At 66.4% G+C, this 15,683-nt stretch carries 7 protein-coding genes; 4 read left to right on the top strand and 3 right to left on the bottom strand.

Annotated elements, in window-relative coordinates; translation table 11 throughout:
* Nucleotides 1–201: 201 nt before the first annotated feature.
* Nucleotides 202–3,696 (bottom strand): chromosome segregation protein SMC, encoded by a 3,495-nt coding sequence (gene smc, locus IAE34_RS20175; protein WP_200140715.1) that lies wholly within the window; start codon nt 3,694–3,696, stop codon nt 202–204.
* Between the two features lie 3 nt (nt 3,697–3,699).
* Nucleotides 3,700–4,359, bottom strand: coding sequence for a GntR family transcriptional regulator (locus IAE34_RS20170; protein WP_200140714.1), 660 nt, complete (start codon nt 4,357–4,359; stop codon nt 3,700–3,702).
* Nucleotides 4,360–4,637: 278 nt separating this feature from the next.
* On the opposite strand from IAE34_RS20170, the gene xdhA reads away from it, so the two are divergent.
* From xdhA to guaD, 4 genes are all read left to right on the top strand, one after another.
* A complete protein-coding gene (gene xdhA, locus IAE34_RS20165) occupies nt 4,638–6,092 on the top strand; it encodes a xanthine dehydrogenase small subunit (RefSeq protein ID WP_200140713.1) in 1,455 nt (484 codons plus the stop codon).
* Complete coding sequence (gene xdhB / locus IAE34_RS20160) at nt 6,085–8,484, top strand: xanthine dehydrogenase molybdopterin binding subunit (RefSeq protein ID WP_200140712.1); 2,400 nt, start codon at nt 6,085–6,087, stop codon at nt 8,482–8,484. The genes xdhA and xdhB overlap by 8 nt, the downstream gene beginning before the upstream one ends.
* Before the next feature lie 72 nt (nt 8,485–8,556).
* A complete protein-coding gene (gene xdhC, locus IAE34_RS20155) occupies nt 8,557–9,402 on the top strand; it encodes a xanthine dehydrogenase accessory protein XdhC (RefSeq protein WP_200140711.1) in 846 nt (281 codons plus the stop codon).
* Between the two features lie 10 nt (nt 9,403–9,412).
* On the top strand, nt 9,413–10,717 hold the full coding sequence (gene guaD / locus IAE34_RS20150; RefSeq protein WP_200140710.1) for a guanine deaminase: 1,305 nt from the start codon (nt 9,413–9,415) through the stop codon (nt 10,715–10,717).
* 2 nt (nt 10,718–10,719) lie between these two features.
* Here guaD and IAE34_RS20145 read toward each other — a convergent pair whose 3' ends face one another.
* Nucleotides 10,720–15,603 (bottom strand): hypothetical protein, encoded by a 4,884-nt coding sequence (locus IAE34_RS20145; protein ID WP_200140709.1) that lies wholly within the window; start codon nt 15,601–15,603, stop codon nt 10,720–10,722.
* Nucleotides 15,604–15,683 lie beyond the last annotated feature (80 nt).

The following is a 15,683-nucleotide window of genomic DNA, read 5'->3' as shown; positions in this document are numbered from 1 at the left end:
ATCCCGTGCCTCTATAGAAATATGCTTGAAAACAAAGGCTTGAAAGCCCTTTAACACGTGGCGCCAACTCTATGTTCTGACAGGCGTTTTACCCACGCACAAAACGAGTGACGTTAAGCTAGCACGACCCACGGCAATTTACACCGTCTGTCCCCTCAGATGAGGCGCATTTACCCACAAATACCGGCCCATCTTCGCGTATCACGCATCGACCATGGCCATCGCCTCCTCCACATCAACTGCAACAAGACGTGAACAGCCGGGTTCGTGCATCGTCACCCCCATCAGCTGGTCGGCCATTTCCATGGCGATCTTGTTGTGGGTGATGTAGATGAACTGCACCGTCTCGCTCATCTCCTTCACCAACCGGGCGTAGCGGCCGACGTTGGCATCGTCCAGCGGCGCATCGACTTCGTCGAGCATGCAGAACGGTGCCGGGTTCAGCTTGAAGATGGCGAACACCAGGGCCAATGCGGTCAGTGCCTTCTCGCCGCCGGACAGCAAATGGATGGTGCTGTTCTTCTTGCCCGGGGGACGCGCCATGATCGTCACCCCTGTATCGAGTAAATCTTCGCCCGTCAGTTCCAGATAAGCGCTGCCACCGCCGAAAACTTTTGGAAAAAGTGCCTGCAACCCTGCATTTATCTGATCAAAGGTATCCTTGAAGCGACTGCGGGTTTCCTTGTCGATCTTGCGGATCACGTTTTCCAGCGTATCCAGCGCTTCCACCAGGTCGGCATTCTGCGCATCCAGGTAGCGCTTGCGCTCGGACTGCTGCTCGTACTCCTCGATGGCGGCCAGGTTGATCGCCCCCAGGCGCTGGATACGCGCCTCGGTTTGCTCCAGTTCCTGCTCGGTGCCCTGCTCGCTGGCTTCAGGCTCGAGGGTGGCGAGCACCCCGTCGAGGTCGTAGCCATCGGCGAGCAGTTGCTCCTGCAAAGTCTTGCGACGCACATCCAGGCCCTGGGATTCCAGGCGCGACTGCTCCAACTGGCCACGCAGCAACTGGGCCTGCTGTTCGGCCTGGGTGCGGCGCTTCTCGACCTCACGCAGCTCGCGGTCGGCCTCGTCCATGTGCAGGCGCGCCTGACGCATTTCTTCGTCGACGCCCATGCGCCGCTCCAGCAGCTCCTCGAGCTTGAGCCGCAGCTCCTCCAGCGGTGCCTCGCCCTCTTCCAGGTTCAGGCTCAGTTGCTCCTGGCGTTCATGCAGGCGCGCGGCCTGCTGCTCCAGCCGCTCCAGCGCCTGACGGGTGGAATCGTGCTGGGCGCGCAGCGAGCCCAGGCGCACGGCCAGCTGATGGGCGTGATCCTTGTGCTGGCGGGCCTCCTGGCGTACCCGGTCCAGGCGCTCGCGCAGGGTGTCGCGGCTGGCCAGCAACTGCTCGCGCTGCTCGGTGTCCTGAGCCATGAGGTCCAGGGCATCCTGAAGCATCAGGCGCGCTTCACCCAATTGCTCGAGTTCCAAAGCGCGCTGCTCCTGAAGTTCATCAAACTCCTCATGCAGGCGCCGGCGACGCAATTCCAACTGCTCGGCGCGGGCCTGGCCGGCGGACAAGCGTGCCTTGGCCTCGCCGAGGGCGCGACTTTCCGCCTGGCTGTGGCGACGCAACTGCTCGCGCTGCGCTTCTTCGTCGCGCTGACGCTCGCCCAGGGCCTGCACCTGCGCCTCGAGCTGTTCGAGCAGGGCCTGCTGCTCGGCGTGCTCCGCCTGCAGGCGCTCGATTTCCTGGGCGCGGGCCAACACCCCGCCCTGGGCATCGCCGCCACGACTGATGCGCAGAAAATGCCGGCCCACCCAATAGCCGTCGCGGCTGACCAGGCTCTGGCCGGCGGCCAGTGTGGCACGCCGTGCCAGGGCCTGCTCGAGGCTGTCCACCGGCACGACCTGGCCCAGCCAGGGGCTCAGGTCGACACGGCTCTGGACCTTGTCCAGCAGGCTACCGGGCATGGCACCCTGGCAGGCGCCCGCTCCTTCGAGCAGCAGGCGCACATCGCCCTGCTCGAGCGCTGCGAAGTCCAGCGAAGCCACCTCGTCGACCAGTAGCGCCTGCAGATCGGCGCCCAGCACGGTTTCCACCGCCAGCTCCCAACCCGGCGCCACCCGCAGCCCTTCGGCCAGGCGCGGGCGCTCGCCAAGCCCCTGGGCCTCTAGCCATTGCCCAGCGCCGGGGCTCGGCTCCAGGGCGGCCTGCTGCAAGGCTTCGAGCGAGGCCAGGCGGCCACCCAGGCGCTGCAAGTCACCTTGGCGCTGCTGCAGGTCGCGGGTGGTGCGCTGCAACGTCTCGCGTACGCCTTCGAGGCTGTCGAGCACCTGCTGCTCCTGCGCCTGCCACTGTTCGAGCAGCCGCTCGCTTTCCTGCACCTGTTCGGCCACTTCGAGCAGCGCCGCATCCTGCGGATCGGCCGCCAACTGCTCGCGTTCCTCGCCGAGCTTGCGCTGACGCTCGCCCAGGCGCTCCAGGCTGCTTTCCAACTGCTGCAACCGGGACTGCTGGACCTCGGCCTGGCGCCGCGGCTCGGCCGAGCGGGTGGTGAAGTCGTCCCACTGTGCCTGCCAGCCGTGCATGCCCTGCTCGGCCTCCTCCAGGGTGGCGGCCGACTCTTCGGCCGCTGCGAGGGTCATGTCCTGCTCGGGTTCGAGCATCGTCAGCTCTTCGCCGAGGGTGGCCAGCAAGGTGCGGTCGTGGCCCAGGTGCGACTCGGTTTCCAGGCGCGTGCGCTCGGCTTCCTTGAGATCGTCCTGCAACTGGCGCAGGCGCTGCTGGCCGTGCTGGATGCTCTGCTCGACCCGGGCGATGTCGCCGGCCACCGAATAGAAGCGGCCCTGCACCTGGTTGAAGCGTTCGGACAGCTCGTGATGCCCGTCGCGCAGGCGCTCGATGTTGGCATCGGCATTGCGCTGCTCGGCCACCAGCGCCTCGAAGGCCACTTCCTGGTCGCCGATGATGCTTTCGCGCTGGCGCACCCGTTCATCCAGGGCGCGCCAGCGCAAGGCGGACAGGCGCGCCTTGAGCTGGCGTTCCTGGGCCTTGTATTCGCGGTATTTCTCGGCGGCCTGGGCCTGGCGATGCAGGCGTTCGAGCTGGCGCTCGAGTTCCTCGCGCAGGTCGGTCAGGCGCGCCAGGTTTTCCTGGGTGCGACGAATGCGGTTCTCGGTTTCGCGGCGGCGCTCCTTGTACTTGGAGATGCCTGCGGCTTCCTCGATGAAGTTGCGCAGTTCCTCGGGCTTGGCTTCGATCAGCTTGGAGATCATGCCCTGCTCGATGATCGAGTAGCTGCGCGGTCCGAGGCCGGTGCCCAGGAAAATATCGGTGATGTCCCGGCGTCGGCACTTGGTGCCGTTGAGGTAGTAGGTGTTCTGCGCGTCGCGGGTGACCTTGCGTCGGATGGAGATCTCCGCATAGGCGGCGTACTCGCCTACCAGCGTGCTGTCGCTGTTGTCGAACACCAGCTCGATGCTCGCCTGGCTCACCGGCTTGCGCCCGGAGGAGCCGTTGAAGATGACGTCGGTCATCGATTCGCCACGCAGGTTCTTCGCCGAGCTTTCACCCATCACCCAGCGCACCGCGTCGATGATGTTGGACTTGCCGCAGCCGTTGGGCCCGACCACGGCGGCCATGTTGCTGGGGAAGTTGGCCGTGGTGGGGTCGACGAAGGACTTGAACCCGGCCAGGCGAATGCACTTCAGGCGCATCGATCAGCCCCGCGCCAGGGCGGCCAGCACCAGCTCGCAGCTGCGCTGGCAGTAGGCGACCAGCACCTGGCGGATGCGCGGCATGTCGCGCTGCTGCACGGCTTCGAGCAGACGGGCGAACAGTTCGAGGTAGTCGTCCATGTTGGCCTGGCGTTGGTCCAGGGCCAGGTAGTAGGCGCGGCTCATGGCCGGCTGCAGGTTCTCGACGGTTTCCTGCAGGTACGGGTTGGCGGCGAACGGATAGGCCGCGCGCATCACCGCGAAACTGTCGGCGACGAAGGCTTCGATGTCCTGGGCGACGCGGGCCTGGTGCAGGCGCTGCTGGATAGCCAGGAACGGCAGCAGGTCGGCGTCGCTGCGCCAGTGTTCGGCAACCGCGTAGCCGAGCAGGATGTACAGCTCGCCCATCAGCGCGCACAGGCTGCGCACGCTGCGCTCGTCCAGCTCGGTGACATGGGCGCCACGGCGCGGCAGGATGGCGATCAGATGGCGCCGTTCGAGGATCAGCAGCGCTTCGCGCACCGAGCCGCGACTGACGTTGAGCGCCTGGGTGACCTTCTGCTCCTGGATGCGTTCGCCGGGCACGAGCTCACCGCGGATGATCCGCTCGGCCAGGTAGTGAGCGATCTGCTCGCAGAGGCTGTCAGGCGCCTTGAACGTCATGGGGGTCCTTGGAAGTCGAAACCAGAGTCGAAAACGGTGCACAAGCGCGCGATTGTAGCGCACTCGCCAGGCAACCGCGCAGCGCCACGCACGGGTTTGTGCGACTTGCCGGTCAGCGCGGCGACTCGGCGCGATCTATGCTTGGAACAAGGCTGAATCGAGTGACGCACCTGCTGCACGCGCAAAATCCTGACCTTTGGGTCAGAATTTTATTGACCCCAGGGTCAGCGCCTGCTTAGAGTCGCTCGAACAACAAGAAAACCCTGCGAGGCATTCCCGTGATCCAGTTTCTCGTCAACCAGACGCTGCGCAGCGAACAGGCGCTGGACCCGAACATGACGGTGCTCCAGTACCTGCGTGAACAGCTGGGCAAGACCGGCACCAAGGAAGGCTGCGCCAGCGGCGACTGCGGCGCCTGTACCGTGGTGGTCGGCGAGCTGTCGCACGACGCCCAGGGCAGGGACACCCTGCGCTATCGCAGCCTGAATGCCTGCCTGACCTTCGTCTCTGCCCTGCACGGCAAGCAGCTCATCAGCGTCGAGGGGCTCAAGCATCAGGGCCAGTTGCACAGCGTGCAACGAGCCATGGCCGACTGCCATGGTTCGCAATGCGGTTTCTGCACCCCAGGCTTCGTCATGTCGCTGTTCGCCTTGCAGAAGAACAGCGACGGCCCCGACCGCCACCAGGCGCACGAGGCCCTGGCCGGCAACCTGTGCCGCTGTACCGGTTACCGGCCGATCCTCGACGCCGCCGAGCGCAGCTGCTCTCACTCCTGCCCCGACCAGTTCGACGCCGAACAGGCGCAGACCATCGCCCGCCTGCAAGCCATCGCCCCACGCCAGACCGCTGAGTTGAACAGCGGCGACAAGCGCTGCCTGGTGCCGCTGACCGTCGCCGACCTGGCCGACCTCTATAGCGCGCATCCCGAAGCGCGGCTGCTCGCCGGCGGCACCGACCTGGCACTGGAAGTGACGCAGATGCACAAGACCTTGCCGGTGATGATCCATGTCGGCCATGTCGCAGAGCTCAAGCGCATCGACATCGACGCCACGCACCTGGAGATCGGCGCCGCCACCGCGCTCACCGATTGCTACGATGCGTTGAACGCCGAATACCCGGACTTCGGCGCCCTGCTGCAACGCTTCGCCTCGCTGCAGATCCGCAACCAGGGCACCCTGGGCGGCAACATCAGCAACGCCTCGCCGATCGGCGACTCACCGCCGCTGCTGATCGCCCTCGACGCCCGCATCGTCCTGCGCCAGGGCCAGCGCCAGCGTACCCTGGCGCTGGAAGACTACTTCATCGACTACCGCGTCACCGCCCGCCAGGACGGAGAATTCATCGAAACCATTCGCGTGCCGCGTGCGCGCCCGGCATGGACCTTCCGCGCCTACAAGGTTTCGAAGCGGCTGGACGACGATATCTCGGCGGTGTGCGCCGCCTTCAACCTGCGCATCGACCAGGGCGTGGTCGCCGAGGCGCGCATCGCCTACGGCGGCATGGCGGCGATTCCCAAACGTGCGCGTGCCTGCGAGGCCGCCCTGCTCGGCCAGCCTTGGCGCCAGGCCACGGTCGAGCGCGCCTGCCAGGCGCTGGCCGAGGATTTCAGCCCGCTGAGCGATTTTCGCGCCAGCCAGGGCTACCGCCTGCTCACCGCGCAGAACCTGCTGCGCAAGTACTTCATCGAAGAGCAATCGCCGTCCATCGAGACGCGGGTGACCGCTTATGTCTAACCATCACATCGTCAAGAGCCAGGCCGAGATGGCCGAGCTGTTCGCCCAGGACCTGACCAGCGGCGTGGGTCGCAGCGTGCGCCATGAGAGCGCCGACAAGCATGTCTCGGGCGAGGCCCAGTACATCGACGACCGCCTGGAATTTCCCAATCAGCTGCATGTGTACGCGCGCACCGCCGACCGCGCCCACGCACGCATCCTGCGCATCGATACCACGCCCTGCTACGCCTTCGAGGGCGTGCGCATCGTCATCACCCACGAGGACATCCCAGGCCTGAAGGACATTGGCCCGATAGTGGCGGGCGATCCGCTGCTGGCCATCGACAAGGTGGAATTCTTCGGCCAGCCGGTGCTCGCCGTGGCCGCCTGCGACCTGGACACCGCACGCCGCGCGGCGCAGGCGGCGCTGATCGAGTACGAAGACCTGGAACCAGTGCTGGACGTGGTCCAGGCCCTGCGTGAAAAGCATTTCGTGCTCGACAGCCACACCCACCGGCGCGGCGATTCGGCCGCCGCCCTGGCCGGCGCCACGCATCGTCTGCAAGGTACCTTGCACATCGGCGGCCAGGAGCACTTCTACCTGGAAACCCAGATTTCCTCGGTCATGCCCACCGAGGACGGCGGCATGCTGGTGTACTGCTCGACGCAGAACCCGACCGAGGTGCAGAAGCTGGTGGCCGAAGTGCTGGACATCCCCATGAGCAAGGTGGTGCTGGACATGCGCCGCATGGGCGGCGGCTTCGGCGGCAAGGAGACCCAGGCGGCCAGCCCTGCGTGCCTGTGCGCGGTGATCGCGCGCCTGACCGGGCAGCCGACCAAGATGCGCCTGCCCAGGGTCGAAGACATGACCATGACCGGCAAGCGCCACCCCTTCTACGTGGAATACGACGTCGGCTTCGATGCCGAGGGCCGGCTGCACGGCATCGAGCTCGACCTGGCCGGCAACTGCGGCTACTCGCCGGACCTTTCCGGCTCGATCGTCGACCGCGCCATGTTCCATGCCGACAACGCCTATTACTTGGGCGATGCCACGGTCAACGGCCATCGCTGCAAGACCCACACGGCCTCGAACACCGCCTACCGCGGCTTCGGCGGCCCCCAGGGGATGGTCGCCATCGAGCAGGTCATGGACCATATCGCCCGCCACCTGGGCCTGGATCCGCTGGCCGTGCGCAAGGCCAACTACTACGGCAAGCACGAGCGCAACGTCACCCATTACTACCAGACCGTGGAACACAACCTGCTCGAGGAAATGACCGCTGAACTCGAGGCCAGCAGCGACTATGCCGAGCGCCGCGAGGCGATTCGCCGCTTCAACGCCGCCAGCCCGATTCTGAAAAAAGGCCTGGCCCTCACGCCGGTGAAGTTCGGCATCTCCTTCACGGCCACCTTCCTCAACCAGGCCGGTGCGCTGATCCACATCTACACCGACGGCAGCATCCACCTGAACCACGGCGGCACGGAAATGGGCCAGGGCCTCAACACCAAGGTGGCCCAGGTGGTGGCGCAGGTGTTCCAGGTCGATATCGCGCGCATCCAGATCACCGCCACCAACACCGACAAGGTGCCCAACACCTCGCCTACCGCCGCCTCCAATGGCGCCGACCTCAATGGCAAGGCGGCGCAGAACGCCGCCGAGACCCTCAAGCGCCGGCTCACCGAATTCGCCGCCCGGCACTACCAGGTAACGGAGGAAGACATCGAGTTCCGCAATGGCCACGTGCGCGTGCGCGACCAGCTGCTGAGTTTCGAGCAGTTGGTGCAGCAGGCGTACTTCGGCCAGGTGTCGCTGTCGAGCACCGGGTTCTACCGCACGCCGAAGATCCATTACGACCGCAGCCAGGCCCGCGGCCGGCCGTTCTACTACTTCGCCTTTGGCGCAGCCTGTGTCGAGGTGGTGATCGATACCCTCACCGGCGAGTACAAGATGCTGCGGGCCGACATCCTCCACGACGTGGGCGACTCGCTGAACCCGGCCATCGACATCGGCCAGGTCGAGGGCGGCTTCATCCAGGGCATGGGCTGGCTGACCACCGAAGAGCTGGTGTGGAACGCCAAGGGCAAGCTGGTGACCAACGGCCCGGCCAGCTACAAGATTCCCGCCGTGGCGGACATGCCGCTGGACCTGCGGGTGAAGCTGGTGGAGAACCGCAAGAACCCCGAGGACACCGTGTTCCACTCCAAGGCCGTGGGCGAGCCGCCGTTCATGCTCGGCATCGCGGCCTGGTGCGCGATCAAGGATGCGGTAGCCAGCCTGGCCGACTACAAGGTGCAGCCGCGAATCGATGCGCCGGCCACCCCCGAGCGCGTGCTGTGGGGCTGCGAACAGATGCGCCAGGCGGCGCGTGACGCACGACCTGCCGACGCGGAACTGGAAACCGTGGCCCACTGACGACGCCAGGCCCTGTGGGCGCCTGTTCATCGGCGCTCGGACTTGTGCCCCATGGCCAAGAGAGGTTGCATCATGCACGAATGGATCAATGCCCTCGCCGACCACCAGTCCCGCGGAGAGCCCTGCATCCTGGTGACCATCATCGAGGAGCGTGGCTCGACGCCGCGCAACGCCGGCTCGAAGATGGTGGTCGGCGCCAACGCGCTGTTCGACACCATCGGCGGCGGGCACCTTGAGTTCAAGGCGCTGCACATCGCCCGGCAGATGCTCGCCGAGCGGCGCAGCACACCGCACCTGGAGCGTTTCAGCCTCGGCGCCAGCCTGGGCCAATGCTGTGGCGGCGCGACCGTGCTGCTGTTCGAGCCCATGGCACCGGTGCAGGCGCAGATCGCCGTGTTCGGTGCGGGTCATGTCGGCCGCGCTCTGGTACCCTTGCTCGCCGCGCTGCCCTGTCGGGTGCGCTGGATCGATGCGCGGGCGCAGGAATTTCCGCCGCTGATGCCCCAGGGGGTGACCCAGGTGATCAGCGAGGAGCCGGTCGACGAAGTGGCCGAGCTGCCGGTCGGCAGCTACTGCATCGTCATGACCCACAACCATCAGCTCGACCTGGAGCTGAGCGCTGCCATTCTCGCGCGCAACGACTTCGCCTGGTTCGGCCTGATCGGCTCGAAGACCAAGCGGGTCAAGTTCGAGCACCGCTTGCGCGAGCGCGGCTACGATGACGCCGTGCTGGCGCGCATGCGCTGCCCCATGGGGCTGGCGCAGGTCAAGGGCAAGCTGCCCATCGAGATCGCGATTTCCATCGCCGGCGAAATCATCGCCACCTACAACGCCTGTTTCGGCCAGCACGACGCTGGTGCCAACGCAGGCCCCATTGCCCAGTTGCTGCCGCCCGCCCGGCGCAGCCACGCCATTTGACGAGCGTTTCATGACCGCCACCCGCAAAGCCTACCGCGCCGCCCTCCTGCACAGCATCGCCGACCCCGCCGAAGTCGGGCTGGAGGCGTCCCATGAGTACTATGAAGACGGCCTGCTGGTCATCGATCAGGGCCGTATCGCGGCCATCGGCCACGCGGCCGAACTGCTGCCGACGCTGGCCGCCGACATCGAGGTGGTGCATCACCAGGACGCGCTGATCACGCCGGGCTTCATCGACACCCACATCCATTTCCCGCAGACCGGCATGATCGGTTCCTACGGCGAGCAACTGCTCGACTGGCTCAATACCTACACCTTCCCCTGCGAGCGGCAGTTCGCCGACAAAGCCCATGCCGATCAGGTAGCGAAGATCTTCCTCCAGGAACTGCTGCGCAATGGCACCACCACGGCGCTGGTGTTCGGCAGCGTCCATCCCGAGTCGGTCGACGCGCTGTTCGAGGAGGCCGAGCGCCTGGACCTGCGCTTGATCGCCGGCAAGGTGATGATGGACCGCAACGCCCCCGACTACCTCACCGACACCGCCGAATCCGGTTATGCCGACAGCAAGGCGTTGATCCAGCGCTGGCATGGCAAGGGGCGCCTGCACTACGCGGTCACGCCCCGCTTCGCGCCCACCAGCACCCCCGAGCAGCTGGCCGCGGCCGGTCGCCTGCTCAAGGAGCATCCCGGCGTGTATCTGCACACGCACCTGTCGGAAAACCTCAAGGAAATCGACTGGGTCAAGGCGCTGTTCCCGGAGCGCAAGGGCTACCTGGACGTCTACGACCACTTCGAACTGCTCGGCGAGCGCTCGGTGTTCGCCCACGGCGTGCACCTGTGCGACGAGGAATGCCAGCGCCTGGCCGAGACGGGTTCGGCCATCGCCTTCTGCCCGACCTCGAACCTGTTCCTGGGCAGCGGGCTGTTCAACCTGCCCCAAGCCGAGCGCTTCAAGGTCAATGTGGGCCTGGGCACCGACGTTGGCGCCGGCACCAGCTTCTCGTTGCTCGATACCCTGAACGAAGCCTACAAGGTGATGCAGTTGCAGGACGTGCGCCTGCACCCGTACAAATCGCTGTACCTGGCCACCCTGGGCGGTGCCCGGGCGCTACGCCTGGACGACCGCATCGGCAGCCTGCGCCCCGGCAACGACGCCGATTTCGTGGTGCTCGACTACAAGGCTACCCCGTTGCTGGACTACCGCCTGCAGCAGTCGCGCAGCATCGAGGAAACCCTGTTCGTGCTCACCACCCTGGGCGACGACCGCACCGTGCGTGAAACCTACGCGGCCGGTCGTCGGGTGCACCAGCGCTGACCTCAGAAGGGTGCCAGGCGGATGACCGCCACCTGTCCTGCATGCGGACCCGGCTGCAGGCACAACACGGCCACCAGTCTTTCGAGCCGTCCGCGCGCCTGCGCCTGTTGCAGCAAGCGCTCGGCCTCGGCCGGCAGTTGCTGTCGCCAGTGGCCCAGCCAGTCTTCGGACAGCAAGGCTCGCCCGTCATGGAAAGCGAACTCGACCCCTGCACGCTCGGTGGTCGCCAGCGCCACCAGGTAGCTGCGCTCGGTGCCAGGCTGGTGATACAACGCCACGGTGCCTGCGCGGTGCTGCCGAGTCAGGCCGTACTCGACGAGCATGTCATCGATCAGGTTGGGGGCCATGCGCCGCATGCGCGAGCCGCTTACCGCAGCCAGCAGGCGTTGGCTATGTGGACTCGTGGGGCTGAGGTAGAACTGCCCCGGCGTTGCGCTGACGGTGTCGATCGACAGCGCCAGGTGCCAGGCCTCACCGCCCTGCAGCCCGGTGGGCACCTGCTCACGCAGAATCAGCAAGGGGTCGGCCAGGGCGTCCACCGGACGCGTGCCGTAAGCCCAGCCACTGGTGACGTTTTCCAGATAGAGCAGACGCTGATGATCGCTGCCCTCGGCGCGCTCGAACACATGGCGACCGGCGTTCAACGCGCTCTGTCGCGTCAGTCCGGGCCGAGCACGGCCAACGCGGCGCTCCAGCGGCGCGCTGAACAGTGGTCGGCGCACGCTCCACCCTTCGTTGCCGCGCACCACGATCCAGGGCTGCTCGGTGAAGCGTTCACGCAGACAGCGTTCCAGGTCATCGAAGGTCAAGGCATTGCGCAGACTGGACGAACGAGTCAGCAGCACGCGACTCTGCTGCTCGACAGGGAACACCGGCAGGTAGCGGCCACTGACCCTGGCACCGATCACGCTGGGCTCCCCAGCGATGCCGTACAGACCCGAGCCCGGAATCAGCTCCCGATCGCCAGGGCCCAGCGCCCGCAGCTCGTGTCGCCAGTTCCTCAGATTGCCCAGCGGGGCCTGATCGCCCAGGGTGACGACCGTTCGCTCCCACACCAACAGGCTGTCGCTTGTCCCCTCCAGATGCACACCGCCCAGCAGCGGTCGCAGCGTGCCCTGGCGGCGGGCCAGGCGCAGCAAACCGGCAAGACGCATGTCCTGGATGTTGGCGATGACCATGTCCAGCCACGGCTCGCTGAGCAGCACCAGGCCATTGGCGCCTTGCAGCGACAGCTGACCCATCGTGCGCTCCTGCAAGAGTACGTAGACCTGCGGCAAGCCCGTGCGACGGAAGATGATCAGGTGATTTTGTGCCGGACCCACGCTGTGCAGGATCTGGTATCCGCGAGCGCTGAGTACCTCGCGCATGACCGTGTCGAAGGCCCGTGAATCGAGCCCGGCCAATGCTTCGCGCAGGGCCTGGTTCTCGCTCGGTTGCAACCGCCAGGCCAACTGCTGGAACGCGCCAGTGCGCGATTGCAACGCCAGCTGACGCGATGCTCGATCGATCGGCGTGGCTGCCAGCTCGCGCAAGGGCTCCAGGTGCGAATCGGCCAGGCGCCGCTGCAACTGCACCAGGCGAGTATGGGTCAGGTTCTGCGTGGCCGGCTCCGCTTGCCTGAACAGGTGCTCGCCCAGCGCCGCTCGACTGTGCTCGCTGAGCGAGGGGAAACGTGTCGCCAGGCGCTGGCCGAAGGTTTCGGTATAGCCGCCCAGTACCCTGGCTGCCTCGGCCGGCGAATCACCCAAGGTGACGCGAATCGGGCCTGCGCCACGCGCGATCAGTTCGTCGAGTCGAGCCAGGGTGGTGGGCAGCGTACCGGACGGACGCACATGCACCATGTTGTCCAGTTCGACCCCTGGCAGGATCGGATAGTAGTGACCGGCTATCCGCACGCCTGGCACGCTCGTCTGGCCGGCACCGGCGAAGGTGACGTCCACCCGGCCGCGCGCGCCTGACCTCACCGTGTCGCCTGGCCCCAGGTTCCAGCGCACGACTTCCCAGCCGTCGAGGGGGACCGGCTGGACCGGATGAGCACCGGTACGCAGGTATTGCGTGGCCCAGTCCGGGGCTACGCCGTCCTGTACCAGCGCATAGGCGAACTCGACCCGACGCTGGTTGTCGGGGAAATCGTAGCGCGCCAGCGCTTGACGTCCTCGATGCAGCGCGCTGGCACGGGTTAAGCCGCGAAAGGGCCGGTGTCGGCTATTTGGGCCCCAGTCGGCGAAAACGCGCTCGGCATCGGTCAACCTGCCGCCACCACCGCGCAAGCCGACATCGGTGTGCATGACCCAGCGCGCCCCTTCCCGGCGTACCGGCGCTTCGTACAATCGGCCAGGCGTGGCACGCAGACGCAACGTCGCCTCGCCACTGCGACGGTAGACCTCATAGGCCCGGGAGTCCTGCCAGATGTACTGCTTGCCGTGCTGGCGCCAGGTACCGCTGTCGATCCCTCGCAACGGCTCGGCGCCGTGGAGCAGCTGCCCGCTGGCGTAGCCACGCCACGGCTGGCTCAGCATCCGCTGGCGCACGGCCTGGCGAACGATCCGGCGCACCGCCGACAGCGATGACCCCACCGGGATGACCGTCATGAGGATATCGATCAGGCCCAGGGCGACACTCAGCGTACCGCGAATCATCTGGATGCTGTCGCCACTGCGCCAGGATTCGACGACCTCCTGAGCGCCATCGTAGATTGCGGTGACGCTCTGCCAGGTCCCCAGCCCAGGAACCACCCCCAGGGCCAGCCACACGTAGCCGACGTGGCGCAGGTGGCTGGCATGGGTATTGTCCAGGCGGATGCCGAACTGACTGCGGCCCTTTTCCCTGGCCTGATTGATCAGCCTGTTGCAGCGCCCGGCCAATCGCACGCCCACCAGGCTCTGCTCCAGCGTGGGCACGCTGCGAAGGTATCCGCTGTAGCCGCGCAGCGCCGCCTCCTGCAGATAGCTCAGCAGTGCGGAGGGGCGCGTGCCGCTGCGCTGGGCGACGTACAGCGCCAGTTGCGGCGTGCTGGCAATGCACGACGCCAGGTAGGCCAGGGCCTCCTCGAGGCTGTCACGTTCGATCAGTCGCACGTGGGTCGTTGCATCCGGCAGGTGGATCAACGCATGCCCCTGCGCGTCGACCAGCGCCGATGCGCCTTCGAGGGTGTCACCCAACTCCTGGGTCGAGTGCACCACCAGCCAGTGCAGGCGCATGCCCAGCGCCTCCAAGGCCTCGCGCGTAGTCGCCTCGGCAGCCTGTGCGAGCATCCGCGAGCCACGCTCGCTCAGATTGCCCCGCCAGTACTCGGACAGGGCCAGCAGTTTGAGCTCGAGCATGTATGGCCGCCGCAAGCGCTCCAGGTCGTCGGCCGACTCCGGCTCGAACAACGCGCGCAGCTTGCGCTCGTACTGCTTGAGCGGATCGAGCTCTGGCAATACCCGCGCCAGGTAATCGTGGTCGATGCCTTCTATATGCCAACGCGCCAGATCCAGGCGGGTGTATTCTTCGTCGCTGTCTGGGTCGAAGCTTTCACAGGCCACCTCGGCCACCGTGCTCGGCAGATACGGCAACGACAGGTCCATGGTCGGATCGGGGCGCCACAACAGGATCTCGTCGATCTCCAGTTCGATGCCCAGGTCCTTCTGGATACGCGCCTTGAGCAAATTCCCTGCCCAGGTCGAAAACGCTGGCGCCTCGCCAAGCAGATGGAACTCCAGCGCCAGCGCGGCACCATGATATTCCTGCAGGCTACGGGCATACTCCGCGCGTTGCGCATCGCTGCGCGACAGCACCCAGGAGGGTAGATATTCGATCAGGGCATCTGCCTGCCATTGTCGCTCGGCCAGGCTCAGGGCCACCTGGCGGCAGGTGTCGGCTGGCACCGCCAATGCTGCGCGCGCCAGCTCCAGGCGCTGTTCGTGAAGCTCGGGGGTGGCGCTGGCCAGGTCCGCCAGCCAGTGCTCCAGTGTAGCCGCCAGCAGCTCGGGCAAGCCTTGCTCGACCGCCACCAGACGCAGCGCCTGGTCCTGGTCTGGCTCGAGATCCGGCAATGCGGCCGCCGCCGGCAGTGCGCCTTCGCGCAAGGTGAAGGCCAGACGGTCGAGCACCTCGTCACGCTCCCCTGCACAGGCCAGGCCACCCCCTTCGCCCTGCATCCAGATCCACAGCGGCCGATCACGCCGGCCGGTCGACCACGCGTGCCGCTCGGTCATCACCCACACCCCAGGTAACCGCTGTTGTGCGGCCTCGACCGCCAGCCACTGGATCTGTCCATCCGCGGCGAACAGGTCGCTGGCGGGTTGATCCGTCTCCAGGGCTTGCAGTGCCGATTCGGCACGCATCGCCTGCACTGTGACGGTAGCGAGCCGACTCGCGGCCTGCCGCCAGGTTTCCGGCTCGGCCAGGATGATCTCGCGCGCGCGCTTCCAGGCAGCCTGTCGGTCGGCGAGCAGGGTGCGCCAGGGTTTGAGGCGAGCCTCATCTGGCGCGGCCTGGCCAAAGCGCGCATGCAGGCGCGCCTGGTGAAGCTGCTGGCGGTCGTCGAGCAACTGACGCGGATAACGTGCCGGTTGACTACCCAGATTCAGCAGTTCGGTGTACTCCTCGGCCTGTGACACGGCCAGTTGTCGCGCCGCTTCGCGCCAGTGATCGGCATGCTGCTCGGCGAGCGGTCCGTGTGCGCGCAACGCGTCGGGAAGCACCGTGGTCCAGTGGTCATCGCCGAGCGCCAGCGCGTCGAGGGCCATTATCGTCTGGTTCAGGCACAGAATCGGGTCATCGGCGTCGGCCAGCGCCTTGCGCAGCTCGTCCAAGGCCTGCTGCATCTCGGCTGCTACGGGTTCGGGCTCGTTGCCCTGTGCACAGGGCAGGGTTTCGAGAAGATGATCGAGTGGCTGCATGTGGTCGGCTCCAGGTTGACAAGCTGTCAATCTGGACTGCCAGCCGCCTCGAGCAGTGGTAGTGGCTTAACGCACGCGCC

The organism is Pseudomonas sp. S30 (assembly GCF_016518545.1).
Lineage (GTDB): Bacteria > Pseudomonadota > Gammaproteobacteria > Pseudomonadales > Pseudomonadaceae > Aquipseudomonas.
This window is presented reverse-complemented; position numbering and strand designations above follow the sequence as displayed.

What these genes read in the sequence shown, in the direction of transcription:
- guaD (WP_200140710.1), top strand. Translation starts at nt 9,413, where the DNA reads ATGACCGCCACCCGCAAAGCCTACCGCGCCGCCCTCCTGCACAGCATC.
- IAE34_RS20145 (WP_200140709.1), bottom strand. Translation starts at nt 15,603, where the DNA reads ATGCAGCCACTCGATCATCTTCTCGAAACCCTGCCCTGTGCACAGGGC.
- IAE34_RS20170 (WP_200140714.1), bottom strand. Translation starts at nt 4,359, where the DNA reads ATGACGTTCAAGGCGCCTGACAGCCTCTGCGAGCAGATCGCTCACTAC.
- smc (WP_200140715.1), bottom strand. Translation starts at nt 3,696, where the DNA reads ATGCGCCTGAAGTGCATTCGCCTGGCCGGGTTCAAGTCCTTCGTCGAC.
- xdhC (WP_200140711.1), top strand. Translation starts at nt 8,557, where the DNA reads ATGCACGAATGGATCAATGCCCTCGCCGACCACCAGTCCCGCGGAGAG.
- xdhB (WP_200140712.1), top strand. Translation starts at nt 6,085, where the DNA reads ATGTCTAACCATCACATCGTCAAGAGCCAGGCCGAGATGGCCGAGCTG.